Origin of the sequence: Pseudomonas sp. FP2338 (assembly GCF_030687515.1) — a bacterium.
Lineage (GTDB): Bacteria > Pseudomonadota > Gammaproteobacteria > Pseudomonadales > Pseudomonadaceae > Aquipseudomonas > Aquipseudomonas salomonii.
In genome coordinates this window covers 6138813-6164513 of sequence record NZ_CP117436.1, presented here as the reverse complement: position 1 = coordinate 6164513, position 25701 = coordinate 6138813, and the positions used below count along the sequence as shown (strand labels likewise).

General features: G+C 59.4%; 24 protein-coding genes. 19 read left to right on the top strand and 5 right to left on the bottom strand.

Features of this window, described 5'->3' with window-relative positions; genetic code table 11:
- Positions 1 to 34 precede the first annotated feature (34 nt).
- Together argE and argA are read left to right on the top strand one after the other, a co-directional pair.
- The gene (gene argE / locus PSH96_RS28040) at positions 35 to 1183 is read left to right on the top strand and encodes an acetylornithine deacetylase (RefSeq protein WP_065931829.1); all 1149 of its coding nucleotides are present in this window, start codon (positions 35 to 37) and stop codon (positions 1181 to 1183) included.
- Positions 1184 to 1318: 135 nt separating this feature from the next.
- The gene (gene argA, locus PSH96_RS28035) at positions 1319 to 2617 is read left to right on the top strand and encodes an amino-acid N-acetyltransferase (protein WP_058421195.1); all 1299 of its coding nucleotides are present in this window, start codon (positions 1319 to 1321) and stop codon (positions 2615 to 2617) included.
- A gap of 134 nt (positions 2618 to 2751) precedes the next feature.
- On the opposite strand, the gene tauA is transcribed toward argA, so the two are convergent.
- The gene (tauA, locus tag PSH96_RS28030; protein ID WP_305456472.1) at positions 2752 to 3738 is read right to left on the bottom strand and encodes a taurine ABC transporter substrate-binding protein; all 987 of its coding nucleotides are present in this window, start codon (positions 3736 to 3738) and stop codon (positions 2752 to 2754) included.
- Positions 3739 to 4108: 370 nt separating this feature from the next.
- Here tauA and PSH96_RS28025 point away from each other — a divergent pair, with 370 nt between their 5' ends.
- The 8 genes from PSH96_RS28025 to PSH96_RS27990 all read left to right on the top strand — a co-directional run bounded on the left by PSH96_RS28025 (position 4109) and on the right by PSH96_RS27990 (position 11377).
- A complete protein-coding gene (locus PSH96_RS28025) occupies positions 4109 to 5464 on the top strand; it encodes an OprD family porin (RefSeq protein ID WP_056860739.1) in 1356 nt (451 codons plus the stop codon).
- A gap of 292 nt (positions 5465 to 5756) precedes the next feature.
- Positions 5757 to 6395: a peroxiredoxin gene (locus PSH96_RS28020; protein WP_305456471.1), complete on the top strand. Its 639-nt coding sequence runs from the start codon at positions 5757 to 5759 to the stop codon at positions 6393 to 6395.
- 316 nt (positions 6396 to 6711) lie between these two features.
- Entirely contained in the window at positions 6712 to 7305 is a 594-nt protein-coding gene (gene ssuE, locus PSH96_RS28015) for an NADPH-dependent FMN reductase (protein WP_056860738.1), read from the top strand.
- 93 nt (positions 7306 to 7398) lie between these two features.
- A complete protein-coding gene (locus PSH96_RS28010; protein ID WP_305456468.1) occupies positions 7399 to 8367 on the top strand; it encodes a sulfonate ABC transporter substrate-binding protein in 969 nt (322 codons plus the stop codon).
- Positions 8368 to 8392: 25 nt separating this feature from the next.
- Positions 8393 to 9541, top strand: a complete 1149-nt coding sequence (gene ssuD / locus PSH96_RS28005) for an FMNH2-dependent alkanesulfonate monooxygenase (protein ID WP_305456466.1) — start codon at positions 8393 to 8395, stop codon at positions 9539 to 9541.
- Positions 9542 to 9550: 9 nt separating this feature from the next.
- A complete protein-coding gene (gene ssuC / locus PSH96_RS28000) occupies positions 9551 to 10339 on the top strand; it encodes an aliphatic sulfonate ABC transporter permease SsuC (RefSeq protein WP_056860735.1) in 789 nt (262 codons plus the stop codon).
- Positions 10336 to 11142: an aliphatic sulfonates ABC transporter ATP-binding protein gene (ssuB, locus tag PSH96_RS27995; RefSeq protein WP_056860734.1), complete on the top strand. Its 807-nt coding sequence runs from the start codon at positions 10336 to 10338 to the stop codon at positions 11140 to 11142. The genes ssuC and ssuB overlap by 4 nt, the downstream gene beginning before the upstream one ends.
- Positions 11143 to 11161: 19 nt before the next feature.
- Positions 11162 to 11377: a molybdopterin-binding protein gene (locus PSH96_RS27990; RefSeq protein ID WP_003213899.1), complete on the top strand. Its 216-nt coding sequence runs from the start codon at positions 11162 to 11164 to the stop codon at positions 11375 to 11377.
- Positions 11378 to 11513: 136 nt separating this feature from the next.
- Here the strand turns inward: PSH96_RS27990 and PSH96_RS27985 are convergent, their stop codons facing one another.
- Complete coding sequence (locus PSH96_RS27985) at positions 11514 to 12143, bottom strand: TetR/AcrR family transcriptional regulator (protein ID WP_056860733.1); 630 nt, start codon at positions 12141 to 12143, stop codon at positions 11514 to 11516.
- Between the two features lie 251 nt (positions 12144 to 12394).
- Positions 12395 to 13771 (bottom strand): glutamine synthetase family protein, encoded by a 1377-nt coding sequence (locus PSH96_RS27980; protein ID WP_003213894.1) that lies wholly within the window; start codon positions 13769 to 13771, stop codon positions 12395 to 12397.
- A 278-nt stretch (positions 13772 to 14049) separates the two neighbouring features.
- Here PSH96_RS27980 and PSH96_RS27975 point away from each other — a divergent pair, with 278 nt between their 5' ends.
- The 8 genes from PSH96_RS27975 to PSH96_RS27940 all read left to right on the top strand — a co-directional run bounded on the left by PSH96_RS27975 (position 14050) and on the right by PSH96_RS27940 (position 23280).
- Positions 14050 to 14829, top strand: coding sequence for a gamma-glutamyl-gamma-aminobutyrate hydrolase family protein (locus PSH96_RS27975; RefSeq protein WP_305456464.1), 780 nt, complete (start codon positions 14050 to 14052; stop codon positions 14827 to 14829).
- Between the two features lie 39 nt (positions 14830 to 14868).
- Positions 14869 to 16227, top strand: a complete 1359-nt coding sequence (locus PSH96_RS27970) for a glutamine synthetase family protein (protein ID WP_017139534.1) — start codon at positions 14869 to 14871, stop codon at positions 16225 to 16227.
- Positions 16228 to 16285: 58 nt separating this feature from the next.
- Positions 16286 to 17650: an aspartate aminotransferase family protein gene (locus PSH96_RS27965; protein ID WP_305456462.1), complete on the top strand. Its 1365-nt coding sequence runs from the start codon at positions 16286 to 16288 to the stop codon at positions 17648 to 17650.
- Between the two features lie 194 nt (positions 17651 to 17844).
- Positions 17845 to 18939, top strand: a complete 1095-nt coding sequence (locus PSH96_RS27960) for a polyamine ABC transporter substrate-binding protein (RefSeq protein WP_058421218.1) — start codon at positions 17845 to 17847, stop codon at positions 18937 to 18939.
- A gap of 240 nt (positions 18940 to 19179) precedes the next feature.
- Positions 19180 to 20274 carry a polyamine ABC transporter substrate-binding protein gene (locus PSH96_RS27955; RefSeq protein WP_305456460.1) on the top strand — a complete coding sequence of 365 codons (1095 nt, stop codon included), beginning with the start codon at positions 19180 to 19182 and terminating at the stop codon, positions 20272 to 20274.
- A 65-nt stretch (positions 20275 to 20339) separates the two neighbouring features.
- A complete protein-coding gene (locus PSH96_RS27950) occupies positions 20340 to 21482 on the top strand; it encodes an ABC transporter ATP-binding protein (protein ID WP_003195240.1) in 1143 nt (380 codons plus the stop codon).
- Complete coding sequence (locus PSH96_RS27945) at positions 21479 to 22399, top strand: ABC transporter permease subunit (RefSeq protein ID WP_017139530.1); 921 nt, start codon at positions 21479 to 21481, stop codon at positions 22397 to 22399. The genes PSH96_RS27950 and PSH96_RS27945 overlap by 4 nt, the downstream gene beginning before the upstream one ends.
- A complete protein-coding gene (locus PSH96_RS27940) occupies positions 22396 to 23280 on the top strand; it encodes an ABC transporter permease subunit (protein WP_056860728.1) in 885 nt (294 codons plus the stop codon). Before PSH96_RS27945 ends, PSH96_RS27940 begins: the two co-directional genes overlap by 4 nt.
- Positions 23281 to 23412: 132 nt before the next feature.
- Here PSH96_RS27940 and PSH96_RS27935 read toward each other — a convergent pair whose 3' ends face one another.
- On the bottom strand, positions 23413 to 24054 hold the full coding sequence (locus tag PSH96_RS27935; protein ID WP_133075500.1) for an HD domain-containing protein: 642 nt from the start codon (positions 24052 to 24054) through the stop codon (positions 23413 to 23415).
- Positions 24055 to 24309: 255 nt separating this feature from the next.
- On the opposite strand from PSH96_RS27935, the gene PSH96_RS27930 reads away from it, so the two are divergent.
- On the top strand, positions 24310 to 25275 hold the full coding sequence (locus tag PSH96_RS27930; RefSeq protein WP_305456458.1) for a GlxA family transcriptional regulator: 966 nt from the start codon (positions 24310 to 24312) through the stop codon (positions 25273 to 25275).
- Here PSH96_RS27930 and PSH96_RS27925 read toward each other — a convergent pair.
- Positions 25253 to 25606 carry a carboxymuconolactone decarboxylase family protein gene (locus PSH96_RS27925; protein ID WP_058421201.1) on the bottom strand — a complete coding sequence of 118 codons (354 nt, stop codon included), beginning with the start codon at positions 25604 to 25606 and terminating at the stop codon, positions 25253 to 25255. The two genes, PSH96_RS27930 and PSH96_RS27925, sit on opposite strands and share 23 nt — an antisense overlap.
- Between the last annotated feature and the right edge of the window lie 95 nt (positions 25607 to 25701).

Genomic DNA, 25701 nt, shown 5'->3' with positions numbered 1-25701 from the left:
AGTGGGGCTCATCCGGGAAGTTGAGAGGCTGCGCATGCCGTTACCGTCCATGAAAGAGCAATTCGCCGCATTGATTGCCGCGCCGTCGGTCAGTTGCACCCAAGCGTCTCTCGACCAGACCAACCGCCCGGTCATCGACCTGCTCGCCAGTTGGTTGGGCGACCTGGGTTTTGCCATCGATATCCAGCAAGTCAGCCCCGGCAAGTTCAACCTGCTGGCCAGTTTCGGCAGTGGCCCTGGCGGGCTGGTGCTGGCCGGGCATAGCGATACCGTGCCGTATGACGCCGCGCTGTGGAAGACCGATCCGCTCAAGCTGACGGAAGTCGACGGCCGCTGGGTAGGCTTGGGCAGCTGCGACATGAAGGGTTTTTTTGCCCTGGCCATCGAAGCCGTGCTGCCCTTGCTGGACCAACCGTTCAAACAACCTTTGCTGATCCTCGCCACCTGCGATGAAGAAAGCTCAATGTCCGGCGCTCGTGCACTGGCCGAGGCCGGGCGCCCGTTGGGCCGTGCGGCGGTGATTGGTGAGCCGACGGGGCTCAAACCGATCCGCCTGCACAAAGGCGTGATGATGGAGCGCATTGATATTCTGGGCCAAAGTGGCCATTCGTCGGACCCAAGCCTGGGCCACAGCGCCCTTGAAGCCATGCACGACGCCATCGGCGAACTGCGCGGCCTGCGCCTGGCCTGGCAGCGTGAGTACCGCAACCCGCAATTCAGCGTGCCGCAACCGACCATGAACTTTGGTTGCATCCATGGCGGCGACAACCCCAACCGTATCTGCGGCCAATGCTCGCTGGAATTCGACCTGCGGCCGTTGCCGGGCATGGACCCACAGGTGCTGCGCGCCGCCATCCGCCAGAAGCTCGAACCCTTGGCCGAGCGCCATAAAGTCAAGATCGACTACGCGCCGCTGTTCCCCGAAGTGCCGCCGTTCGAGCAGGCCGAAGACGCCGAGCTGGTGCGGGTGGCGGAACGATTGACCGGTCATCGTGCGCAAGCAGTAGCGTTCGGCACCGAAGCGCCTTATCTTCAGCGCCTTGGTTGTGAAACCCTGGTGCTTGGCCCCGGCGATATCGCCTGCGCCCACCAGCCGGGTGAATACCTCGAAATGTCACGCTTGACGCCTACAGTGCGTCTATTGCGGGAACTGATCGAACATTACTGCCTGAAACCTGCATAAATTAACCCCTGCCTATTCGTACATAGAAGGAGAGCGAGCGTGTCGCCAAGCCTGTTCCGACGATAACCATCAGCCCGCTGTGCGCTTTCACGATTCATCCTTTTTTGGCTGCTTTTTATTACAGGCCCAGGTTTTATGCCCGAATACGTCAATTGGCTTCGTCATGCTTCGCCTTACATCAACGCCCACCGCGACTGCACCTTTGTGGTCATGCTGCCCGGCGATGGCGTGGAACACCCTAACTTCGGCAATATCGTCCACGATCTGGTGCTGCTTCACAGCCTGGGTGTGCGGCTGGTGCTGGTGCACGGTTCGCGCCCGCAGATCGAAACCCGCCTTGAAGCACGCGGCCTCACCCCGGCTTACCACGAAGGCTTGCGCATCACTGATGCGGCGACCTTGGAATGTGTGATCGACGCGGTTGGGCATCTGCGCATTGCTATCGAGGCGCGCCTGTCCATGGACATGGCCTCGTCGCCGATGCAGGGCTCGCGCTTGCGCGTGGCCAGCGGCAACCTCGTCACTGCACGGCCGATCGGCGTGCTCGAAGGCGTGGACTACCACCACACCGGCGAAGTGCGCCGGGTCGACCGCAAAGGCATCAATCGCCTGCTGGACGAGCGCTCCATCGTGCTGCTGTCGCCATTGGGTTATTCGCCCACTGGCGAGATCTTCAACCTGGCCTGCGAAGACGTCGCCACCCGCGCCGCCATCGACCTGGGCGCCGACAAGCTGCTGCTGTTTGGCGCCGACCTCGGTTTGATCGATGAGCATGGCCGCCTGGTGCGTGAGTTGCGCCCGCAACAAGTGCCGGCGCACCTGCAACGTTTGGGCAACAACTATCAGGCTGAATTGCTGGATGCCGCCGCCGAGGCTTGCCGTGGCGGCGTAGGGCGCAGCCATATCGTCAGTTATGCCGAAGACGGCGCGCTGCTCACCGAGTTGTTCACCCGTGACGGCGGCGGCACCTTGGTGGCCCAGGAGCAATTCGAACTGGTGCGCGAAGCGGCGATTGAAGACGTCGGTGGCTTGCTCGACCTGATCAGCCCGCTGGAAGAGCAGGGCATTCTGGTGCGGCGTTCGCGTGAGGTGTTGGAGCGCGAGATCGAGCAGTTCAGCGTGGTCGAGCGCGAAGGCATGATCATCGCCTGTGCGGCGCTGTATCAGATCGCCGATTCGGATGCCGGTGAGCTGGCGTGCCTGGCGGTCAACCCGGAGTACCGTCACGGCGCACGCGGTGATGTGTTGCTGGAGCGCATCGAGACCCGCGCGCGGGCCCAGGGTTTGAAGACTTTGTTTGTCCTCACCACGCGTACCGCCCACTGGTTCCGCGAGCGCGGGTTTGTGCCGAGCAGCGTGGACCGCCTGCCGTCGGCGCGGGCCTCGCTGTACAACTATCAGCGTAATTCGAAGATTTTCGAGAAGGCGCTCTAACAAAACACTGAGCTGGCTTATGTGGGGGCTGGCTTGTGTGGGAGCTGGCTTGCCTGCGATGCGGGCACCTCGGTCTGTCAGGTAAACCGAGGTGATGCCATCGCAGGCAAGCCAGCTCCCACAGGTGATCGCATTTATTCAGGGATGAATTTATCGGTCACAAAGGCCGAGTAGTCCGGCAGCACCGTTTCAACCTTCCCCTGTTCCTTCAAAAACTTCGCCGTCTCCCCGATTGCCTTTGCCGTGCCGCCTTTAAGCAGCGCCTCGGTTTGCTGCGCCTGGGCATCCGGGAAGGTGGTGCCGGCCAATAGTTCAGGGATATCGGCAGCATTCGAGCCTGTCAATTTGGCGATTTTCTGCACCGGTTCGGAATCGACGGTCCAGCGGCCTTTATGGGCCGCATAGTCAGCAAAGGAATCCAGCGTGACCTTGGCAAACTTGGCCACTACGTCAGGATGTTTTTGCGCGAAATCCTTGCGCGCCACCCACACTTCGAACGTTGGCGCGCCCCACTGACCCACCTGGGCTGCGTCTGTCAGGGTTTTGCCGGTCTTGCGGATTTCCCCCAGCGCCGGTGACCACACGAACGCGCCGTCGATATCGCCACGTTTCCACGCAGCAGCAATTTCTGCTGGTTGCAGGTTCACCACTTTGACTTTTTGCGTGTCCAGGCCCCAGTGCTTCAGCGCACCAAGCAGGCTGTAATGGGAGGTCGAGACGAACGGGGTGGCGATGGTTTTACCCACCAGGTCTGCAGGTTTGTCGATGCCACTGCCAATACGCACCACCAGGGCTTCAGAAGTGTTGATCTGCGCCGATACGATAAACGCCACGATCGGTAGATTGCGTGAAGCCGCTGCTGCAAGGGGGCTGGAACCGAGATTGCCGATCTGCACATCGCCGGAGGCGATAGCGGTGACCACTTCAGGGCCGCTGTTGAAACGGCGCCAAGCGATTTTCTCGCCGATGGCCTTTTCATAGAGGCCGTCAGCCTGGGGGACTTTGCTGGGGTCGATGCCGGTTTGATAGCCGATGGTCAAATCGGCGGCTTTGACACCAAAAGAAAGTATTAGTGACACAAAAACTGTAACAAATTGACGGGAGGATGTGCGTTTGGCCATGATGGCGTCGCCTTTTTGATCGTGAGTGACGTATGCAACCGTACGTCAACACTAATCGATCTAAAAAAAGGCTGGTAAATACCCTTTAGGAATTAGCTTATGGAGCGGTTGATCTATGCTGATCAGCTCGCTGCCCGCCAAGGCTTATTCCTGAATCGTATGAAAAAGAATGAAACAATTCTTTTTGGGTGTATGAAAAACTCATTACCCTGCAGGGACCAAATCAACTGCGATTAGACGAAGGTAGTAGACACACAAGGTTACGATTGACTTGGTAGTCACTATCTGGCGCTAATCGCGCATCTGTGGATCGAGGGCGTCAGACCCGAGACCAAAGAAATACAAAAATTAGAAATGAGAGGAGCGGTACATGAAGAAGTCCACCTTGGCGTTGGCTGTGACCCTGGGCGCAATCGCTCAGCAAGCAGGCGCTGCCGGTTTTATCGAAGACAGTAAGGCCACACTGGGTCTGCGTAACTTCTACATCAACACGGATAACCGTGATGGTGCTGCAGACCCGTCCAGGAACGAAGAATGGGGCCAAGGCTTCGATCTGCGGTTCATTTCGGGCTATACCCAAGGCACGGTTCAGTTCGGCGTTGACGCAATCGGCTTGTACGGCGTGCGCCTCGATTCTGGCCGCGGCACCAGCGGTAACATCACCGGTACTTCGTCCGGCGGTACTGTGTTCCCAAGCGACGGCAATCGCGCGGTTAACGATTTCGCCAGCCTCGGTGTGACCGGTAAGGTGAAGATCTCCCAAACCGAATTGAAACTGGGTACGTTGCAGCCTAAGTTGCCAGTTATCGTGACCAACGATGGTCGTATGCTGCCGCAAACCTTCCAGGGTGGCCAGATCACTACCAACGACATCAAGGATTTGACCCTGGTTGCCGGTCAGATTGAGCATGCCAAAGGCCGTAACTCCAGCAACAACGAAGGTTTGTCGCTGGGTGGTGCCAACGGTGGCTCGAACTACACCGCAGGCAAGTTCGTCAACAAGTTCTACTATGCCGGTGGTGACTACAAACTCACCAAAGATCTGACCGCACAGTACTACTACGGCAACCTGGAAGACTTCTACAAGCAGCACTTCCTGGGTCTGACCCATAACTGGTCGATCGGCCCGGGCGTATTGAAGTCTGACCTGCGTTATTTCAACAGTTCCGACGACGGCCTGAACGGTAATACGTCTTCGTACTACACCAGCGGTAACTACAACGGTTTCCGTGCCGGTAAGGGTAAAGTCGACAACAACCTGTACAGCGGCCTTTTCCTGTACTCCGTGGCCGGCCACACCTTTGGTGGCGGTTACCAAGTCAGCAATGGCAGCAGCGACTTCCCTTGGCTGAACCAAGGTGACGGCTCGTCGGCTTACATCACTACCGACATGCAGATCCAGAAGTTCGCCCGTGCTGGCGAGCGTACCTGGCAAGCTCGTTACGCTTATGACTTCGCCAAGGTTGGCGTACCTGGCCTGACCGCTGGCGTTGTGTACCTCAAAGGTAGCAACATCGACACCATCGCGAACACTAACGCACGTACTGAAACCACCGGCCAGTCCGAGTGGGAACGCGACATCACCGTTGCCTACGTGATTCCAGAAGGCCCGCTGAAAAACCTCGGCGTTGCCTGGAAAAACGCAATGTGGCGTACCGACCTGGCGAACACCCGTTCCCAGGACGAAAACCGTCTGATCGTCAGCTACTCGCTGCCACTGTTCTAGTCGCGTGAAGCTGTTGTAAGACTGTAAACCTTGCCCGGCGCAACGCCGGGCAAGGTGTCTTGCTTTTCAAGTCGGGCTCAACCCCCGCAAGCCCTTCCTGAAACCCCTCTTTTTACAGCGTCTCAAGGCCTTCTCGAACCTTGAAACCGATGTTGATCCTCGCCCGTTCCCAAGTCCAATGAACAGATTTTTAATATTCCTTTATCGTCTAGATAAATCGATATTTATTCTTTTTAAATAATCGGCAACCCATGCACAGTGGGCTCCATAAGCACTCACCAGGAGCCACACCATGAGCCTACGATTGGGCGACATCGCCCCCGACTTTGAACAGGATTCCAGCGCCGGCAAGATTCGTTTCCACGAATGGCTGGGCGATAGCTGGGGCGTGTTGTTTTCCCATCCGGCGGACTTCACTCCGGTGTGCACCACGGAGCTGGGCTTTACCGCCAAGCTCAAGGACGAATTCGCCCAGCGCGGCGTCAAGGTCATTGCCCTGTCGGTCGACCCGGTGGACTCACACCACAAATGGATCGAAGACATCAACGAAACCCAGAACACTGTCGTCAACTTCCCGATCCTGGCCGATGCCGATCGCAAGGTGTCGGACCTCTACGACCTGATCCACCCGAATGCCAGTGACACGCTCACCGTGCGTTCCTTGTTCGTGATCGACCCGAACAAGAAGATCCGCCTGACCATCACTTACCCGGCCAGTACCGGCCGTAACTTCCACGAAATCCTGCGGGTCATCGACTCGTTGCAGCTGACCGACAACCACAAGGTCGCCACGCCCGCCAACTGGCAGGACGGCGATGAAGTGGTGATTGTGCCGTCGCTCAAGGACGAGGAAGAGATCAAGAAGCGCTTTCCGAAGGGTTACCGTGCGGTGAAACCGTACCTGCGCCTCACCCCACAGCCCAATCGCTGAAGCTGAGATCGCCATCGCGGGCAAGCCCGGCTCCCACAGTTGACCGCATTCCCCTGTGGGAGCCGGGCCTGCCCGCGATGGCGATGGTGCATGCGCCACAGAACCTGAGTTGAAACCGAATCACATAGCAGGGGTTTTCAGGCCGTTTCGACGGCCTTTTTTTTCGCCTTGAGATTAATAATCTACATATGCATTTATAGAATAAACAAATGAAAAAATAAGATTTAAAGATATATAAATATGCTGATAGGGTCTGTTCCATCTTGGCGACATCGCCACCCAGCGAACCGCCGACACTTGCCCAAGGAATACCTGCATGCTGGTCGTAACACTTGGAGGCAGCCCCAGCCAGCGTTCGCGCTCCGGGGTCTTGCTGGAAAAAACCCGTCAGTGGCTGCAAGACAAAGGCGTGGAAGTGGTGAGTTATCAGATACGGGACTTCCCGGCCGAAGACTTGCTGCACGCCCGCTTCGACAGCCCCAAAGTCATCGATCTGTTGCAGCAAATCGCCAATGCCGACGGCTTGGTCATCGCCACGCCGGTGTACAAGGCCTCGTTTTCCGGCGCGCTGAAAACCGTACTCGACCTGCTGCCCGAACGCGCCCTGGCCCACAAGATCGTGTTGCCGATGGCCACCGGCGGCAGCATCGCCCACATGCTGGCGGTGGACTACGCCTTGAAGCCGGTGTTATCGGCCCTCAAGGCCCAGGAATTGCTCCACGGTATCTTTGCCGAAGACAGCCAGATCGCTTACGCCGAAGGCAGTGCCCAGGCGCAACTGGTGCCGGTGCTTGAACAGCGTTTGCACGAGGCCCTCGAGACGCTCTATGGCGCCATGGCCCGTCGCCCCAAACCGCTGGACCCGAATGTGTTGAATGAACGTTTGTTAAGTGCTCGCTGGAGCATTTAGCCGTATCGGAATTTGTAGTACTCACCTTACTCAGCCGCCAACGGCCAAGCAGGTGCAGCCAACCCCCTCATCGCATTATTTGGAGAGAGCGCCATGCGCACTGTCATCTTGCGTCGTGGTCTGGTCGCACTGTTTGCTGCGGCTGTGTCCTTCGGCGCCATTGTTCAAGCCCAGGCCGCCGAGACGCTGCGGATCGGTTATCAGAAGTACGGCACGCTGGTGCTGCTCAAAGCCAAGGGCTCGCTGGAAAAACGCCTGGCCGCCCAGGGCGTGCAAGTGCAATGGACCGAATTCCCCGGTGGCCCGCAGTTGCTCGAAGGCCTGAACGTCGGCGCGATCGACTTTGGCGTCACCGGCGAGACTCCACCGGTGTTCGCCCAGGCGGCGGGCGCAGATTTGCTCTACGTCGCCTACGAGCCGCCCGCGCCGACCAGTGAAGCGATCCTGGTGCCCAAGGATTCGACGATCAAATCGGTGGCCGAGCTCAAGGGCAAGAAAATCGTGCTCAACAAAGGCTCCAACGTGCACTACCTGTTGGTACGTGCCCTGGAAGATGCCGGCCTCAAATACACCGACGTGCAAACCATCTTCCTGCCACCCGCCGATGCCCGCGCCGCGTTCGAACGTGGCAGCGTTGACGCCTGGGTGATCTGGGACCCGTACCAGGCCGCCGCCGAGAAACAGCTGCAAGCCCGCACCCTGCGTGACGGCACCGGCATTGCCGACAACCATCAGTTCTACCTGGCCACCAAGCCTTACGCCACGCAGCACCCGGACGTGATCAAGGCGCTGGTGGAAGAAGTGCGCGCCGTGGGCGAGTGGTCCAAGGCCAACCCCCAGGAAGTGACCGAACAAGTCGCACCACTGCTCGGCTTGCCGGCGGACATCACCCTGACCTCGGTCAAGCGCCAAGGCTACGGCGCGCTGTTCCTGACCCCGGAAGTGGTCGCCGCCCAGCAGAAAATCGCCGACACCTTCTACCAGCTCAAATTGATCCCCAAACCCTTGAGCATCAAGGACGTGATCTGGACTCCATCCGCCGCCGTCGCCAAAGCGCCGTAATCCGACTTCTTCAGGAGACAACTCCATGAGCCTCAATATTTTCTGGTTTCTGCCTACCCACGGCGACGGCCATTACCTTGGCACCGCCGAAGGCGCCCGCGCCGTCGACCACGGTTATCTGCAGCAAGTGGCCCAGGCGGCTGACCGCCTGGGTTTCGGCGGAGTGCTGATTCCTACCGGCCGCTCCTGCGAAGACTCGTGGCTGGTGGCCGCCTCGCTGATCCCGGTAACCCAGCGGCTGAAATTCCTTGTCGCGCTGCGCCCCGGCATCATCTCCCCGACGGTGGCGGCGCGTCAGGCCGCGACCCTGGACCGTTTGTCCGGCGGGCGCGCTTTGTTCAACCTGGTCACCGGCGGTGATCCGGAAGAGCTGGCTGGCGATGGCTTGTTCCTCAGCCACGAAGAGCGCTACCAGGCCTCGGTGGAATTCACCCGCATCTGGCGCCGCGTGCTGGAAGGCGAAACCGTGGATTACGACGGCCAACACATCAGCGTCAAAGGCGCCAAATTGCTCTATCCGCCGATCCAGCAGCCACGTCCGCCGCTGTACTTCGGTGGCTCTTCTGAAGCCGCCCAGGACCTGGCAGCCGAACAGGTGGAAATGGTGTTGACCTGGGGCGAACCACCGGCCGCCGTCGCGGAAAAAATCGAACAGGTGCGCGCCAAGGCGGCAAAACTTGGACGCACTGTGCGCTTCGGTATTCGACTGCATGTCATCGTGCGCGAAACCAACGAAGAAGCGTGGAAAGCCGCCGACAAACTGATTTCCCATCTGGATGACGAAACCATCGCCCGCGCCCAGGCATCCCTGGCGCGTTTCGACTCGGTTGGCCAGCAGCGTATGGCCGCTTTGCACGGTGGCAACCGCGACAACCTCGAAGTCAGCCCTAACCTGTGGGCCGGCGTCGGCCTGGTGCGCGGCGGTGCCGGCACCGCACTGGTGGGTGACGGCCCAACCGTGGCGGCGCGGGTCAAGGAATACGCGGCGCTGGGCATCGACACTTTTATCTTCTCCGGTTACCCACACCTGGAAGAGTCGTATCGGGTTGCCGAACTGTTGTTCCCGCACCTGGATATCGAGCGTCCCGAGCTGCCGAAAAGCGCCGGTTACGTCAGCCCGTTCGGCGAAATGGTCGCCAACGACATTCTTCCCAAAGCTGCGTCGCAGAGCTGAGGCGTAGCCATGAACTATGAAAAATTAAGCCATCGCGTTGCGCCTTGGGTGCTGCCGATTCTGTTGTTGGCGGTGTGGCAGCTGTCGGTGTCGGCGGGCTGGTTGTCGACGCGCATTTTGCCGGCGCCCAGTGCGGTGATTGAAGCTGGGGTCAACCTGGTACGCAGCGGTGAGATCTGGACGCACCTGGCCATCAGCGGCTGGCGTGCGGGCCTGGGCTTCGTGATCGGTGGCAGCATCGGTTTGGCCCTGGGCTTTATCACCGGCCTGTCGAAGTGGGGCGAGCGCCTGCTGGACAGCTCGGTGCAGATGATCCGCAACGTGCCGCACCTGGCGCTGATTCCGCTGGTGATTTTGTGGTTCGGCATTGATGAGACGGCGAAGATTTTCCTGGTCGCCCTCGGCACGCTGTTCCCGATCTACCTGAACACCTACCACGGCATCCGCAACGTCGACCCGGCGCTGGTGGAAATGTCGCGCAGCTATGGTCTGTCGGGTTTCAGCCTGTTCTGGCAAGTGATCCTGCCGGGCGCTTTGCCTTCGATTCTGGTGGGCGTGCGCTTCGCCCTGGGCTTTATGTGGTTGACGCTGATCGTGGCGGAAACCATCTCGGCCAGTTCCGGCATCGGTTACCTGGCCATGAACGCCCGCGAATTCCTGCAAACCGACGTGGTGGTACTGGCGATTGTGCTGTACGCCATCCTCGGCAAGCTCGCCGACCTCGCGGCGCGTGGCCTGGAACGTGTGTGGCTGCGCTGGCATCCGGCTTACCAAGTGAATAAAGGAGGTGCGGCATGACCGCTCAACAACCTCCGCGCCTGCTCAAGGGCATCCCGCTGGCGGTGCGCAAATTGCGCAAGGCCTTTGGTGCGCGGGAAGTACTCAAAGAGATTGATCTGCACATTCCGGCTGGCCAGTTCGTGGCCGTGGTCGGCCGCAGCGGCTGCGGCAAAAGTACCTTGCTGCGTCTGCTCGCAGGCCTGGATAAAGCCAGTGGCGGCGAGCTGCTGGCCGGCTCCGCGCCGCTGAACGAGGCGATTGAAGACACGCGGCTGATGTTCCAGGAAGCGCGTCTGCTGCCGTGGAAAAAGATCATCGACAACGTGGGCCTTGGCCTCAAGGGCAACTGGCGCCCCAAGGCGTTGGAAGCGCTGGAAGCGGTGGGTTTGGCCGAGCGTGCCAATGAATGGCCGGCGGCCTTGTCCGGCGGCCAGAAGCAGCGTGTGGCCCTGGCTCGCGCGTTGATTCACCAGCCGCGCCTGCTATTGCTCGACGAACCTTTGGGCGCGCTGGACGCACTGACCCGCATCGAGATGCAGCAACTGATTGAAAACCTCTGGCAGAAGCACGGCTTTACCGTGTTGCTGGTCACCCACGACGTCAGCGAAGCCGTGGCGATTGCCGACCGCGTGATCCTGATCGAAGACGGCGAAATCGGCCTCGACCTGATCGTCGATCTACCGCGCCCACGCGCCAGGGGCTCACATCGCCTGGCCGCGCTGGAAGCCGAAGTGCTTAACCGGGTGCTGTCGCTGCCAGGCTCGCCGCCGGAACCTGAACCTGTTTCACCGCTGCCTACGCAATTGCGTTGGGCTCAATAACTCATAGAGGAAAACCACCATGACTATCAAAGCCATCAACGTACGTAACCAGTTCAAAGGCACCATCAAGGAAATCGTCGAAGGCGACGTGCTGTCGGAAATCGACGTGCAGACCGCGTCCGGCATCGTGACTTCGGTGATCACTACCCGCTCGGTCAAAGAGCTGGAACTGGTGATCGGCAGCGAAGTGATTGCCTTTGTGAAGTCCACCGAGGTGTCGATCGCCAAGTTGTGATCGAATTCTGCGGTGCTCTTGATGCCGCCTTCGCGAGCAAGCCCGCTCCCACATTTGACCGAGTTCCAACTATGGAATGCATTCAAATGTGGGAGCGGGCTTGCTCGCGAAGAGGCCGGTGCAGCCACCACAAGGCTCAGCGCTTAGGCAAATACGCCGGCAAATAAAGCCCCACATACGCATCAAACACCCTCATCCCTTCCTCGGCCATGCGCGGCGTAATCTGCCCATGCTGATGCACCGAACGCGCGTACACGCGGTCGCTCAACTCCAGCGCCAGCGCGAACACATCGACGTCGGTGGGCAAGGTCGGCACTTCGAAGTGGCGGTTGAACACTTCAAGCATCAAATCCCCCAACTCCAAATCATGCTGACGGTCCGCCTGGGTCACTTCGGCAAGCCCGTGTTGCGCCAGGATCAACTGACGTGCAGCCGCGTCGTTGCTGTAGATGCTGAGCATGCGCTGCTCGACGATAGAGGACAGGTCGCGCCACACCTTGAGTGAATCATGCTCGATAGGCGCCTGGATCGCGGCGCGAAAAGCCGCATGTACATCGGCAGTCAGCGCTTCCAGCAATGCCGGCACGCTGGCGAAAAAGTGATACACCGACGACGGCGGGATCTGCGCCCGTTCGGCCACGCTGTAGATCGACAAGCTCGCCACACCTTCGCTCGCCAATAATGTGCGAGCGGCGTCGAGGATCGCATCGATCCGGGCCTGGCTGCGGGCGCGGGGTTTGCGAGGGGCGGCGGGGCGGGTGGGCATGGAAGTCTCCTACAAGGCAGAGCGCATTGTACGCAGAGCCACTGGATGATCCATACCTTGTGGCGAGGGAGCTTGCTCCCGCTGGGCTGCGCAGCAGACCCAAAACCATCGCCCCCGGTTCTGCCTGGAGGAACTCGGTGATCTTATTGGGGCCGCTTCGCTGCCCAGCGGGAGCAAGCTCCCTCGCCACAACAGCCAAAAAAAATGCCGCAGGCCATAAAGCCTGCGGCATTCTTTAAAACTGCAACTGCTTACACAGTATGCAGGTACCAGTTGTACTCAAGGTCGGAGATGGAGTGTTCAAACTCTTCCAGCTCACTTTCCTTACAGGCGACGAAGATATCGATGTACTTGGGATCGATGTACTTGGCCATCACCTCGCTGTCGTCCAACTCACGCAATGCATCACGCAGGTTGTTCGGCAGGCTCTGTTCGTTCTGCTCGTAGCTGTTGCCTTCCACCGGAGCACCAGGCTCGATCTTGTTGGTCAGACCGTGGTGCACGCCCGCCAGGACCGAAGCCATCAGCAGGTAAGGGTTGGCGTCGGCACCGGCCACGCGGTGTTCGATACGCACGGCATCGGACGAGCCGGTGGGTACGCGAATCGCCACAGTGCGGTTGTCCAGGCCCCAGCACGGCGAGTTCGGCACGTAGAACTGTGCGCCGAAACGACGGTAGGAGTTGACGTTGGGGCACAGGAACGCCATTTGGGCGGGCAGGGTCTCGAGCACACCGCCGATCGCGTGACGCAGTGCGGCGTTCTGCTCGGGATCCTCGCTGGCAAAAATGTTCTTGCCGTCCTTGTCCAAAATGGAGATGTGTACGTGTAAACCGTTGCCTGCCTGGCCTGGGTAAGGCTTGGCCATGAAGGTGGTGTCCATCTCATGGTCGTAGGCGATGTTCTTGATCAGGCGCTTGAGCAGTACCGCGTAGTCGCAAGCCTTGATCGGGTCGGCGACGTGGTGCAGGTTCACTTCGAACTGCGCCGGGGCACTTTCCTTGACGATGGCGTCAGCCGGGATGCCTTGCTCTTTGGCACCTTCCAGAATGTCCTGGAGGCAGTCGACATATTCGTCGAGGTCGTCGATCAGGTAGACCTGTGTCGAGTGCGGGCGTTTGCCGGAGATCGGCGAGCGGGGCGGTTGTGGGCGGCCGTTCACGTTCTCCTGGTCGATCAGGTAGAACTCAAGCTCGAAGGCGGCGCAGATGGTCAGGCCAAGATCGTCAAATTTGCTTACAACTTGGCGGAGCACTTCGCGAGGATCGGCGAAGAAAGGTTCACCTTCAAGTTCGTGCATGGTCATCAGCAGTTGCGCGGTGGGGCGCTTTTGCCAGGGTTCATTGCACAGGGTGTCGGGGATTGGATAACAGATTCGGTCAGCATCACCGATGTCCAGACCCAGGCCGGTGCTTTCCACCGTCGAGCCGTTGATATCCAGGGCAAATAAAGAGGCAGGCAGGTTAATGCCCTTCTCGTAAACCTTGTGGAGGCTGGTGCGTTCGATGCGCTTACCGCGCACCACACCATTCATATCCGCAATTAGAAGGTCTACGTACAGAACCTCAGGATGATCCTTAAGGAACGCGTTCGCTTCGTTAAGCTGAACGGCACGCGGGGGTACCGACATGATGCAACACCTTTGTTGTTAAAAATATCAATCATTGATCTTTTCTGGTTTCAGTCAACCCGAACGGCATGCCGAAGTCAAGCAAGGCCTTTTTTGCCCTAAAAAAGCGCCCTGAGGCCTTTTTTGGGGCTTTTTGGGGCGGTTTTTTGGGTTTAGAGGGCTTGGGACTAGCAGGCTAAAGCGGGCCGTGTTGTATTTTTTACGGGGGTGTTGTGTAAAAAAATGAACAAGGCTAAGCTCGATTCAAACCCATAACAGCAATAATACCGGGGTGCTTCATGTCTCGCCTGCCGTTAATCGGCGTCACCGCCTGCTCCAAACAGGTCGGTTTGCATGCTTATCACATCAGTGGCGACAAGTATGTCCGTGCAGTCGCAGTCGCTGCCAAGGGCTTGCCATTGATCATTCCATCCTTGGGCGATCTGCTCGACCCGGCCAATATTCTTGACGGCCTGGATGGCATTCTCTTTACCGGCTCCCCCTCCAATATCGAACCCTTTCACTACGACGGTCCGGCCAGTGCGTCCGGGACTGCTCATGATTCTGCACGCGACCAGACCACATTGCCGCTGCTGCGTGCCGCGATTGCGGCAGGCGTGCCGGTGCTGGGCATCTGCCGTGGCTTTCAGGAAATGAACGTGGCCTTTGGCGGCAGCCTGCACCAGAAGGTTCATGAAGTGCCGGGCATGATGGATCACCGCGAAGACGACACCCAGCCGCTGGACGTCCAGTACGGCCCGGCGCACGCCGTGGCGATTACCCCCAATGGGGTATTGGCAGGTCTGGATTTGCCGCCGACGATTCAGGTCAACTCGATTCATAGCCAGGGCGTTGACCGCCTGGCGCCGGGTATGCAGGTCGAAGCGACCGCACCCGATGGGTTGATCGAAGCTTTTTCTTACACGTCGGGCAAGGCTTTTGCTTTAGGAGTGCAATGGCACCCCGAATGGCAGGTAAGCTCTAACCCGCACTACCTCGCGATCTTCCAGGCCTTTGGCTCGGCTTGTCGAAAGCGGGCGATGCAACGCGACGCGGATGCTGCGTCAACCAACGCCTGACCTTTAATGGATGTCAGGAAACACAGCCCAGAGGCATTTATGAGTAACAACCTCGACCAGCTCACCGATTGGTTGAAAGACCACAAGATCACAGAAGTCGAATGCATGATTGGCGACCTCACGGGCATCACCCGGGGCAAGATCTCGCCGACCAACAAGTTCATCGCCGAAAAAGGCATGCGCCTGCCCGAGAGCGTTCTGTTGCAGACCGTGACCGGCGACTATGTCGAAGACGACATCTATTACGAATTGCTCGACCCGGCCGACATCGACATGATCTGCCGCCCCGACCAGAACGCGGTATTCCTGGTGCCTTGGGCCATCGAGCCCACCGCCCAGGTGATCCACGACACCTACGACAAGCAAGGCAACCCCATCGAGCTGTCGCCGCGCAACGTGCTCAAGAAGGTACTCAAGCTCTATTCCGACAGGGGCTGGCAGCCGATCGTGGCGCCGGAGATGGAGTTCTACCTGACCAAGCGCTGCGAAGACCCGGACTTCCCGCTGCAACCGCCGATTGGCCGTTCCGGTCGCCCGGAAACCGGTCGCCAGTCCTTCTCTATAGAAGCCGCCAACGAATTCGACCCGTTGTTCGAAGACGTCTACGACTGGTGCGAACTGCAGGAACTGGACCTCGACACCCTGATCCACGAGGACGGCACGGCGCAGATGGAAATCAACTTCCGTCACGGCGATGCCCTGTCCCTGGCCGACCAGATCCTGGTGTTCAAGCGCACCATGCGTGAAGCCGCGCTCAAGCACAACGTGGCTGCCACCTTTATGGCCAAGCCGATGACCGGCGAGCCGGGCAGCGCGATGCACTTGCACCAGAGCATCATCGACATCGCCACCGGCAAGAACGTCTTCTCCAATGAAGACGGGACCATGAGCCAGCTGTTCCTCAACCACATTGGCGGCCTGCAGAAGTTCATCCCTGAATTGCTGCCGCTGTTTGCCCCCAACGTGAACTCGTTCCGCCGCTTCCTGCCCGACACCTCGGCGCCAGTGAATGTGGAGTGGGGCGAAGAAAACCGCACCGTCGGCCTGCGCGTACCGGATGCCGGCCCGCAGAACCGCCGCGTCGAAAACCGCCTGCCGGGCGCCGATGCCAACCCGTACCTGGCGATTGCCGCCAGCTTGCTGTGTGGCTACATCGGCATGGTCGAAGGCCATAACCCCAGCGCACCCGTGGTGGGCCGTGGTTACGAGCGTCGCAACCTGCGCCTGCCGTTGACCATCGAAGACGCCCTGGAGCGTATGGAAAACAGCAAGACCATCGAGAAGTACCTGGGGCAGAAATTCATCACAGGCTACGTCGCGGTCAAGCGGGCCGAGCATGAAAACTTCAAGCGCGTGATCAGTTCGTGGGAGCGGGAATTCCTGCTCTTCGCCGTCTGATGCGCCGGGCGCGTGGGGCAACCCACGCGCCCTTCACCGAAAAGTCTAGGAGACCGGTATGTCCAGCAACAACCCGCAAACCCGTGAATGGCAAGCCTTGAGCAATGATCACCACCTGGCGCCGTTCAGCGACTTCAAGCAATTGAAAGAGAAAGGCCCACGGATCATCACCAAAGCCCACGGCGTTTACCTGTGGGACAGCGAAGGCAACAAGATCCTCGACGGCATGGCCGGCCTGTGGTGCGTGGCGATCGGTTACGGTCGCGACGAGCTGGCTGACGCCGCCGCCAAACAAATGAAAGAACTGCCTTACTACAACCTGTTCTTCCAGACCGCGCACCCGCCGGTGCTGGAGTTGGCCAAAGTCATTGCCGATGTTGCGCCTGCCGGCATGAACCACGTGTTCTTTACCGGTTCCGGCTCCGAAGGCAACGACACCATGCTGCGCATGGTCCGCCACTACTGGGCGGTCAAAGGCCAGCCGAACAAGAAAACCATCATCAGCCGCAAGAATGGCTACCACGGCTCCACCGTGGCCGGCGCCAGCCTGGGCGGCATGACTTATATGCATGAACAGGGCGACTTGCCGATCCCGGGCATCACCCACATCGCCCAGCCGTACTGGTATGGCGAAGGCGGCGACATGAGCCCGGAAGAGTTCGGGGTCTGGGCTGCCAACCAGCTGGAGGAAAAGATTCTGGAGTTGGGCGTGGACAACGTCGGGGCCTTTATTGCCGAGCCGATCCAGGGTGCCGGTGGCGTGATCGTGCCGCCTGAGACCTACTGGCCGCGCATCAAGGAAATCCTCGCCAAGTACGACATCCTGTTCGTCGCCGACGAAGTGATCTGCGGTTTCGGCCGTACCGGCGAATGGTTTGGCAGCGATTTCTACGACCTCAAGCCACACATGATGACCATCGCCAAGGGTCTGACCTCGGGTTACATCCCCATGGGCGGCCTGATCGTGCACGACGACGTGGTTGCCGTGCTCAACGAAGGCGGCGATTTCAACCACGGCTTCACCTATTCCGGTCACCCGGTGGCCGCCGCCGTGGCCCTGGAAAACATCCGCATCATGCGTGATGAAAAAATCATTAAGCGTGTGCACGAAGAAGCGGCACCGTATTTGCAAAAGCGTCTGAGGGAACTGGCTGACCACCCGCTGGTGGGTGAAGTGCGCGGTGTGGGCATGCTCGGGGCGATTGAGCTGGTGCAGGACAAGGCCACGCGCAAACGTTACGAAGGCCGTGGTGTGGGCATGATCTGCCGCACGTTCTGCTTCGAGAATGGCCTGATCATGCGCGCCGTGGGCGACACCATGATCATTTCGCCGCCGCTGGTGATCAGCAATGCGGAAATCGACGAGCTGGTGACCAAGGCTCGCCATTGCCTGGACCTGACTTTGGCGGCATTGCAGGGCTAAGTGCTAGGCTCAGAACGCAGCGGCTTTCGGGCGCTGCATTCTGAGCAGCTATAAATGAGGCTTTGGTTGAAAGCCGGCCTCGGAACTTGCCAGACTGTCGCCCTGTTTTGTTGCCCTTTAACGGGCCGCTTAACACTGTAAGAACGTGGCCCAAAAAAGAAAAATTGGAGCATCACCAAATGAAGGCATTAGGTTTGAAGAACGCTGGCAAGACCCTCCTCGCCTTGTCCCTGTTGGGCGCAATGGCGGGCGCGGCCCAGGCAGACGATAAAGTCCTGCACGTGTACAACTGGTCCGACTACATTGCACCGGACACCATCGCCAACTTTGAAAAAGAGTCCGGCATCAAGGTGGTGTACGACGTTTTTGACAGCAACGAGACCCTCGAAGCCAAGTTGCTGGCAGGCAAGTCCGGTTACGACATCGTCGTGCCGTCGAACAACTTCCTCGCCAAGCAGATCAAGGCCGGTGTCTATCAGGAGCTGGACAAGTCCAAGCTGACTAACTACGACAACCTGAACAAATCCCTGCTTAAAGCCGTGTCCATCAGCGACCCGGACAACAAGCACGCCTTCCCGTACATGTGGGGCTCGATCGGCATCGGCTACAACCCGGAGAAGGTCAAGGCTGCACTGGGTATCGACAAGATCGACTCGTGGGACGTGCTGCTCAAGCCTGAGAACATCGCCAAGCTCAAAAGCTGTGGTGTGAGCTTCCTTGATTCGCCCACCGAAATGCTGCCGGTGGCACTGCACTACCTGGGCCTGCCGACCGACACCCAGAAGAAAGCTGACCTCAAGCAAGCTGAAGACCTGTTCCTCAAGCTGCGCCCATCGATCGGCTACTTCCACTCGTCCAAGTACATCTCGGACCTGGCCAACGGCAACATCTGCGTAGCCGTGGGTTACTCGGGTGACATCCAGCAGGCCAAGTCCCGCGCGGCTGAAGCCGGTGGCAAGGTCAAGGTTGCCTACGACATTCCGAAAGAAGGTGCCGGTAGCTTCTTCGACATGGTCGCCATCCCTAAAGATGCCGAAAACGTCGACGCCGCCTACAAGTTCATGAACTACCTGCTCAAGCCGGAAGTCATGGCCTCGATCACCAACAGCGTGCGTTTCCCGAACGGTAACGAGAAGGCTACCGCGCTGGTCGACAAAGACATCACCAGCGACCCGGGCATCTACCCGCCAGCCGATGTGCAGGCCAAGCTCTACGCCATTGCTGACTTGCCGGCTGCAACCCAGCGTGAAATGACACGCAGCTGGACCAAGATCAAGTCTGGTAAGTAAGCCTTAAAAGCTGTGGGAGTGGCTTGTGTGGGAGCGGGCTTGCTCGCGAAGACGGTGTGTCAGCCAGCGGATGTATCAACTGATACTCCGCTTTCGCGAGCAAGCCCGCTCCCACATAGCCCGTTCACACAAATTAAATGACAGAAAGTTTTGCCGGATCGGTTTATCGAGGGTAAGTTGCGCGCCGGTTTTGTTGCCGGGCAACAACTTTAAGGCCCAACTATTTAAGAGGACCTCCACTTGCCAATTTCTTTATTTCGCAAAGCCATGCTGGTGGGTGCAGGTATCACGCTGGCTGTGAGCGTGCAGGCCGCACCGACGGTGCATATTTATAACTGGTCGGACTACATTGGCCCGGACACCCTGGCCAATTTTGAAAAGGCGACTGGCATCAAGCCCGTGTATGACGTGTTTGATTCCAACGAAACCCTGGAAGGCAAGTTGCTCGCCGGTCGTACCGGTTACGACGTGGTGGTGCCGTCCAACCACTTTCTCGGCAAGCAGATCAAGGCCGGGGCGTTCCAGAAGCTCGACAAATCATTGCTGACTCACTATTCCAACCTGGACCCGGTGCTGCTCAAGCGCCTGGAAAAGAACGATCCGGGTAACCAGTACGCCGTACCGTACCTGTGGGGCACCAACGGCATCGGTTACAACGTCGACAAAGTCAAAGAAGTGCTGGGCGTCGACCATATCGACTCCTGGGCCATGCTGTTCGAACCGGAGAACATGAAGAAGCTCGCCACCTGTGGCGTTTCGTTCATGGACTCGGCCGATGAAATGCTGCCGGCGGTGCTCAACTACATGGGCCTGAACCCCAACAGCACCAACCCCGAAGACTACAAGAAGGCCGAAGCGAAGCTGCTCAAAGTGCGGCCCTACGTGACCTATTTCCATTCTTCCAAATACATCTCGGACCTGGCCAACGGCAACATTTGCGTGGCGGCCGGTTTCTCCGGTGATGTGTTCCAGGCCAAGGCCCGTGCGGCCGAGGCTGGCAAAGGCGTAAACATCGCCTACACGATTCCCAAAGAAGGCGGCAATTTGTGGTTTGACGTGCTGGCGATCCCGGCGGATGCCACCAACGTCAAAGAGGCCCACGCCTTCATCAACTATTTACTGCAACCTGAGGTGATCGCTCAGGTCAGTGATCAAGTCGGTTATGCCAACCCTAACCCAGGGGCGGACAAGCTGATGGAGCAATCGATACGCACTGACGCAGCGGTTTACCCACCGCAGGCGGTTCTCGACCGGACGTTCGTCAACTTCGAGCTACCCCCGAAAGTGCAGCGTTTAATGACCCGTAGCTGGACCAAGGTCAAGACGGGCAAGTAAAGCTCAAACTATCCAAGGTTTCGCCCGTCTTGGGCGAACCTCAAATTTTGTTGGGAGTTTCGTAAATGGCAGTTGCCTCCGGCGCCTATAAGAAAGCCCTCGAGGGCGACCAGACACCGAAAAAGGTGTTGGTCAAAATCGACCGGGTCACGAAGAAGTTCGACGAGACGATTGCCGTGGACGATGTGTCCCTGGAAATCAAAAAAGGTGAGATCTTCGCCTTGCTCGGCGGCTCGGGTTCGGGCAAATCCACCCTGCTGCGCATGCTCGCAGGCTTCGAGCGCCCAACGGAAGGTCGCATCTACCTCGACGGTGTGGACATCACCGACATGCCGCCCTACGAGCGGCCGATCAACATGATGTTCCAGTCCTACGCCTTGTTCCCACACATGACCGTGGCGCAGAACATCGCCTTCGGCCTGCAACAGGACAAGATTCCCAAGGCTGAAGTCGACGCCCGCGTGGCCGAGATGCTCAAGCTGGTGCAGATGAGCCAGTACGCCAAGCGCAAGCCGCACCAGCTGTCCGGTGGCCAGCGCCAGCGTGTGGCGTTGGCACGTTCCCTGGCCAAGCGCCCGAAACTGCTGCTGCTCGATGAGCCGATGGGCGCGTTGGACAAAAAACTGCGTTCGCAGATGCAGCTGGAACTGGTGGAAATCATCGAGCGCGTGGGCGTGACCTGCGTGATGGTGACCCACGACCAGGAAGAGGCCATGACCATGGCCGAGCGCATCGCGATCATGCACTTGGGCTGGATCGCGCAAATCGGCAGCCCGATCGACATCTACGAAACCCCAACCAGCCGCCTGGTGTGCGAGTTCATCGGCAACGTCAATATCTTCGACACCCAGGTGGTGGACGACGCCGAAGGCCACGCGGTGCTCAAGTGCCCGGACCTGGACCGCGACATCTACGTGGGCTACGGCATCGCCACCTCGGTGGAAGACAAGTCGGTGACCTACGCGATTCGCCCGGAAAAACTGCTGGTCACCACCGAAATGCCGACCTGTGAACACAACTGGTCCAGCGGCAAGGTGCACGACATCGCCTACCTGGGCGGCCATTCGGTGTTCTACGTGGAACTGCCGAGCGGCAAGCTGGTGCAGTCTTTCGTGGCCAACGCCGAACGCCGTGGCCAGCGCCCAACCTGGGGTGACCAGGTGTACGTGTGGTGGGAAGACGACAGCGGCGTGGTACTTCGCTCATGAACATGAAGAAGTTCAAACGCCAGCTGCAACGAATAACACCCGGTGGCCGGCATGTGGTCATCGGGATCCCTTTCCTCTGGCTGTTCCTGTTTTTTGCGCTGCCGTTCTTCATCGTCCTGAAGATCAGCTTTGCCGAAGCCGACGTGGCGATCCCGCCTTACACCGAGATCTACACCTTCGTTGAGCAAAAGCTGCAATTGGTGCTCAACCTGGGCAACTACGCGATGCTCGGCGACGATGAGTTGTACATCGCCGCCTACCTGGGCTCGCTGAAGATGGCGTTTTTCAGCACGATTTTGTGCCTGTTGATCGGCTACCCGATGGCCTATGCCATTGCCAGCGCGCGCAAAGAGATGCAGACCGTGCTGGTGCTGCTGATCATGATGCCGACCTGGACCGCGATCCTGATCCGCGTGTACGCGTGGATGGGCATCCTCAGCAATAACGGGTTGCTCAACGGCTTCCTGATGTCCATCGGGCTGATCAACGAGCCGCTGCAGATTCTCAACACCAACATTGCGGTGTATATCGGCGTGGTCTATTCGTACCTGCCGTTCATGATCCTGCCGTTGTACGCCAACCTGGTCAAACACGACCAGAGCCTGCTGGAAGCCGCATCGGACCTGGGTTCGAGCACCTTCAACAGCTTCTGGAAAATCACCGTGCCGCTGTCCAAGAACGGCATCATCGCCGGTTGCATGCTGGTGTTTATCCCGGTGGTGGGCGAGTTCGTGATTCCTGAACTGCTCGGCGGCCCGGAAACCCTGATGATCGGTAAAGTGCTGTGGCAAGAATTCTTCAACAACCGTGACTGGCCGGTGGCGTCTGCCCTGGCGGTGGTGATGCTGGCGATCCTGATCGTGCCGATCATCCTGTTCAACCGCAGCCAAGCCAAAGAGATGGAGGGCAAGATATGAAGCGCTTCAGTTTCTCGAGTTTCATGCTGGTGGCGGGGTTGCTGTTTATCTACCTGCCGATGCTGATCCTGGTGATCTACTCGTTCAACGAATCCAAACTGGTGACAGTGTGGGGCGGTTGGTCGATCAAGTGGTACGTGGGCCTGCTGGACAATACCCAGTTGATGGGCTCGGTGGCGCGCTCGCTGGAAATTGCCTGCTACACCGCCGTTGCGGCGGTGGCACTGGGGACGCTGGCGGCGTTCGTGCTGACCCGTATCAGCCACTTCAAGGGCCGCACGCTGTTCGGCGGCCTGGTGACCGCGCCATTGGTGATGCCCGAAGTGATCACTGGTCTGTCGCTGTTGCTGCTGTTCGTGGCCATGGCGCAGATGATCGGCTGGCCCCAGGAACGTGGCATCGTCACCATCTGGATCGCCCACACCACGTTCTGTGCGGCGTATGTGGCGGTCGTGGTGTCGGCGCGCTTGCGTGAGCTGGACCTGTCGATCGAAGAAGCGGCGATGGATTTGGGCGCACGGCCCTGGAAGGTGTTCTTCCTGATCACCATCCCGATGATCGCGCCGTCGCTGGCAGCGGGCGGCATGATGTCGTTCGCGCTGTCGCTGGACGACCTGGTATTGGCCAGCTTCGTGTCGGGGCCGGGTTCGACTACGTTGCCGATGGAAGTGTTCTCGGCAGTACGTCTGGGGGTTAAACCCGAGATCAACGCCGTGGCCAGCCTGATTCTGCTGGCGGTGTCGTTGGTGACCTTCCTGGTGTGGTTCTTCAGCCGTCGGGCCGAAGAGATGCGCAAGAAGGCGATCCAACAAGCCATCGAAGAAGCGGCGGCGGACGGTTGGCAGCAACCGGACAAGCGCCGGGCGCCTGCACCGGTCTAACTGACGGAACGCGGTAAAAAATGTGGGAGCTGGCTTGCCTGCGATGAGGCCGTGCCAGTCGACTCATCTGTCGACTGATACACCGCTATCGCAGGCAAGCCAGCTCCCACATTTGATTGCATTTCAGGTCAACTATGCAGTCCAGGGCGATTTGCGAATCACCTCGACAAAGTTCATCGGCTTGAACCCCGGCTCCTGATCCACCAGCACATCGGTCTTCACGTTGCCAAACGTGGTCTGCGGACGATGGCGCAAGCCGTCGGCGAACGCGCAGATGATGCACTCCTTGAACCCTTCGCCGCGTGGATGCGCATGCACCACGGCTTCGCGCTGCACGCTGGAAAAGGCGGCGTAGTCCATGCCCAGCACGTCCATCTCAACGCCTGCAGTCACCAGTGCCACAGTCGGGCGCAAGTGCTGCGGCACGCCCGGCGTGGTGTGCAGGGCGATCGACAACCAGACTTGTTCGATATCGTCATCGCTCAGCCCGTAAGGCTTGAGGAACGCGGCCGCTGCGTTGGCGCCGTCCACTTCGAACCGCTCGTTGTCACTGCGATGGCCTTCGACCAGGCCCAGGTCGTGGAACATCGCGCCGACGTAAAGCAGCTCCGGGTTGTAGGCCAGTTGCTTGCGCTCACCGCTCAACGCACCGAACAGAAACACCCGGCGCGAGTGGTGGTAAAGCAAGTCGGACTCGACGTCGCGGATGTATTCGGTGGTGGCCTTGGCCAGGGCGCTGTCCGGGATCTGGATGCCGGCGATGGTGGTGCTCATGGTCGTTCTCCTCAACAAAGCGCCGGGGGTGGCGCCGATGAGTGAAGTCTGGTCGCGTGCCCGCGATGGGGCTATCGCGGCGAGGGTGCAATGTCGGCCAATGTGGCTCGATATCAAGCCACATGCGGTCAAATGTGGGAGCTGGCTTGCCTGCGATGCTGGCGACTCGGTCTGTCAGTTAGACTGAGGGGATGCCATCGCAGGCAAGCCAGCTCCCACAGGGCTTTGTGTTCCTCCAGTAGAAGGTGTGTGTTCATGGGCAAAACCGTCGCCATCCTGATCTTCCCCGGCGTCCAGTCACTGGACGTGACCGGCCCCATGGACGTGTTCTGCGAGGCCAACCGTTTCCTGCCGCCCGAAGAGCATTATCAGCTTGAAGTGATCGGCCTGGGCCACGGCGCCATGGCAGCCTCCAACGGCCTGGCATTGCAGGCCCATCGGCACTACCTCGACGCCCTGCAAGCCTATGACCTGCTACTGGTCGCCGGCGGCCCGCAGCTGCCCTTCGAGGATTTCGGCGCCCAGTTTGATGACTGGCTACGCGGCGCCGCCGCCCGCGCACAGCGTTTCGGCTCAATCTGCAATGGCGCCTTCATGCTGGCCCGTGCCGGATTGCTGGATGGCAAAACCGTCACCACCCATTGGAACGACGCCGCCGACCTGGCGCGTCTGTGCCCCTCGGCCCAGGTCGATGCCGACCGCCTCTACGTGCAGGACGGCAATCTCTACACCTCGGCGGGCGTCACGGCCGGCATCGACCTGTCGCTGTTCCTGCTGGCCCAGGACCACGGCCCGGAAGTCGCGCTGAGCGTGGCCAAGCGCCTGGTGGTGTTCACTCAGCGCTCGGGCGGGCAGTCGCAGTTCAGCCCGTTCCTCACGCCCCACGCCGAAAGCACCTCGGCGGTGGCGTTGGTGCAGTTGTACGTGCTGGCGAACCTGACCGGGGATTTGGGCATTGCCGATCTGGCCAGGGCTGCGAATATGAGTGCACGCAATTTTTCCCGGGTGTTTGCCCGTGAAGCGCGCATAACCCCCGCCGAGTTTGTCGAGCGAGCGCGAGTGGATGCGGCGCGGGTGATGCTCGAAAGCAGCCCCGCACCGCTGAAAACCGTGGCCTACCAATGCGGCTTTCGTGACGCCCAGCACATGCGCAGTGTGTTCAACCGCCGGCTGGGCGTGACGCCGCAACAGTTCCGGCTTAACTTTGCGGCGCCGGTGTGAGCGTGTCGTAGGCTTCCAGCGCGCGCAGCGAATAGATGTACGCAGCACCGGCATTCAGCGAGATGGCGGTCGCCAGGGTGGCGGCGACTTCTTCGCGGGTCGCGCCGGCCTTGATCGCCGCGTCGGCATGCGCGGCGATACAGCCGTCGCAGCGCGTGGTGATGGCCACGGCGATGGAAATCAGCTCACGGGTCTTGGCGTCGAGTACGTTGTTTTCCTCGGCAGCCTCGCCCAGCGCCATGTAGGCTTTGACCATCTTCGGGTTGCTCTTGCCCAGCGCGCCAAAGGTTTTATTCACGTTAGCAAGCAAGTTGGACCAGTTATTGAACATTGCGGTAACTCCTGAACGGGTTGGGTGTGAAGCCAGTGTGCGCGGTTCAGGTTTGGCGCTTTTGTTCGATCCACTCACCTTTTTGACCGATGCTC

What these genes read in the sequence shown, in the direction of transcription:
- PSH96_RS28020 (WP_305456471.1), top strand. Translation starts at nt 5,757, where the DNA reads ATGAGCCTACGATTGGGCGACATCGCCCCCGACTTTGAACAGGATTCC.
- ssuB (WP_056860734.1), top strand. Translation starts at nt 10,336, where the DNA reads ATGACCGCTCAACAACCTCCGCGCCTGCTCAAGGGCATCCCGCTGGCG.
- PSH96_RS27970 (WP_017139534.1), top strand. Translation starts at nt 14,869, where the DNA reads ATGAGTAACAACCTCGACCAGCTCACCGATTGGTTGAAAGACCACAAG.
- PSH96_RS27990 (WP_003213899.1), top strand. Translation starts at nt 11,162, where the DNA reads ATGACTATCAAAGCCATCAACGTACGTAACCAGTTCAAAGGCACCATC.
- PSH96_RS27930 (WP_305456458.1), top strand. Translation starts at nt 24,310, where the DNA reads ATGGGCAAAACCGTCGCCATCCTGATCTTCCCCGGCGTCCAGTCACTG.
- PSH96_RS27950 (WP_003195240.1), top strand. Translation starts at nt 20,340, where the DNA reads ATGGCAGTTGCCTCCGGCGCCTATAAGAAAGCCCTCGAGGGCGACCAG.
- PSH96_RS27975 (WP_305456464.1), top strand. Translation starts at nt 14,050, where the DNA reads ATGTCTCGCCTGCCGTTAATCGGCGTCACCGCCTGCTCCAAACAGGTC.
- PSH96_RS28025 (WP_056860739.1), top strand. Translation starts at nt 4,109, where the DNA reads ATGAAGAAGTCCACCTTGGCGTTGGCTGTGACCCTGGGCGCAATCGCT.
- PSH96_RS27980 (WP_003213894.1), bottom strand. Translation starts at nt 13,771, where the DNA reads ATGTCGGTACCCCCGCGTGCCGTTCAGCTTAACGAAGCGAACGCGTTC.
- PSH96_RS27965 (WP_305456462.1), top strand. Translation starts at nt 16,286, where the DNA reads ATGTCCAGCAACAACCCGCAAACCCGTGAATGGCAAGCCTTGAGCAAT.
- PSH96_RS27925 (WP_058421201.1), bottom strand. Translation starts at nt 25,606, where the DNA reads ATGTTCAATAACTGGTCCAACTTGCTTGCTAACGTGAATAAAACCTTT.
- ssuD (WP_305456466.1), top strand. Translation starts at nt 8,393, where the DNA reads ATGAGCCTCAATATTTTCTGGTTTCTGCCTACCCACGGCGACGGCCAT.
- PSH96_RS27940 (WP_056860728.1), top strand. Translation starts at nt 22,396, where the DNA reads ATGAAGCGCTTCAGTTTCTCGAGTTTCATGCTGGTGGCGGGGTTGCTG.
- PSH96_RS28010 (WP_305456468.1), top strand. Translation starts at nt 7,399, where the DNA reads ATGCGCACTGTCATCTTGCGTCGTGGTCTGGTCGCACTGTTTGCTGCG.
- PSH96_RS27945 (WP_017139530.1), top strand. Translation starts at nt 21,479, where the DNA reads ATGAACATGAAGAAGTTCAAACGCCAGCTGCAACGAATAACACCCGGT.
- argE (WP_065931829.1), top strand. Translation starts at nt 35, where the DNA reads ATGCCGTTACCGTCCATGAAAGAGCAATTCGCCGCATTGATTGCCGCG.
- argA (WP_058421195.1), top strand. Translation starts at nt 1,319, where the DNA reads ATGCCCGAATACGTCAATTGGCTTCGTCATGCTTCGCCTTACATCAAC.
- tauA (WP_305456472.1), bottom strand. Translation starts at nt 3,738, where the DNA reads ATGGCCAAACGCACATCCTCCCGTCAATTTGTTACAGTTTTTGTGTCA.
- ssuE (WP_056860738.1), top strand. Translation starts at nt 6,712, where the DNA reads ATGCTGGTCGTAACACTTGGAGGCAGCCCCAGCCAGCGTTCGCGCTCC.
- PSH96_RS27985 (WP_056860733.1), bottom strand. Translation starts at nt 12,143, where the DNA reads ATGCCCACCCGCCCCGCCGCCCCTCGCAAACCCCGCGCCCGCAGCCAG.
- ssuC (WP_056860735.1), top strand. Translation starts at nt 9,551, where the DNA reads ATGAACTATGAAAAATTAAGCCATCGCGTTGCGCCTTGGGTGCTGCCG.
- PSH96_RS27935 (WP_133075500.1), bottom strand. Translation starts at nt 24,054, where the DNA reads ATGAGCACCACCATCGCCGGCATCCAGATCCCGGACAGCGCCCTGGCC.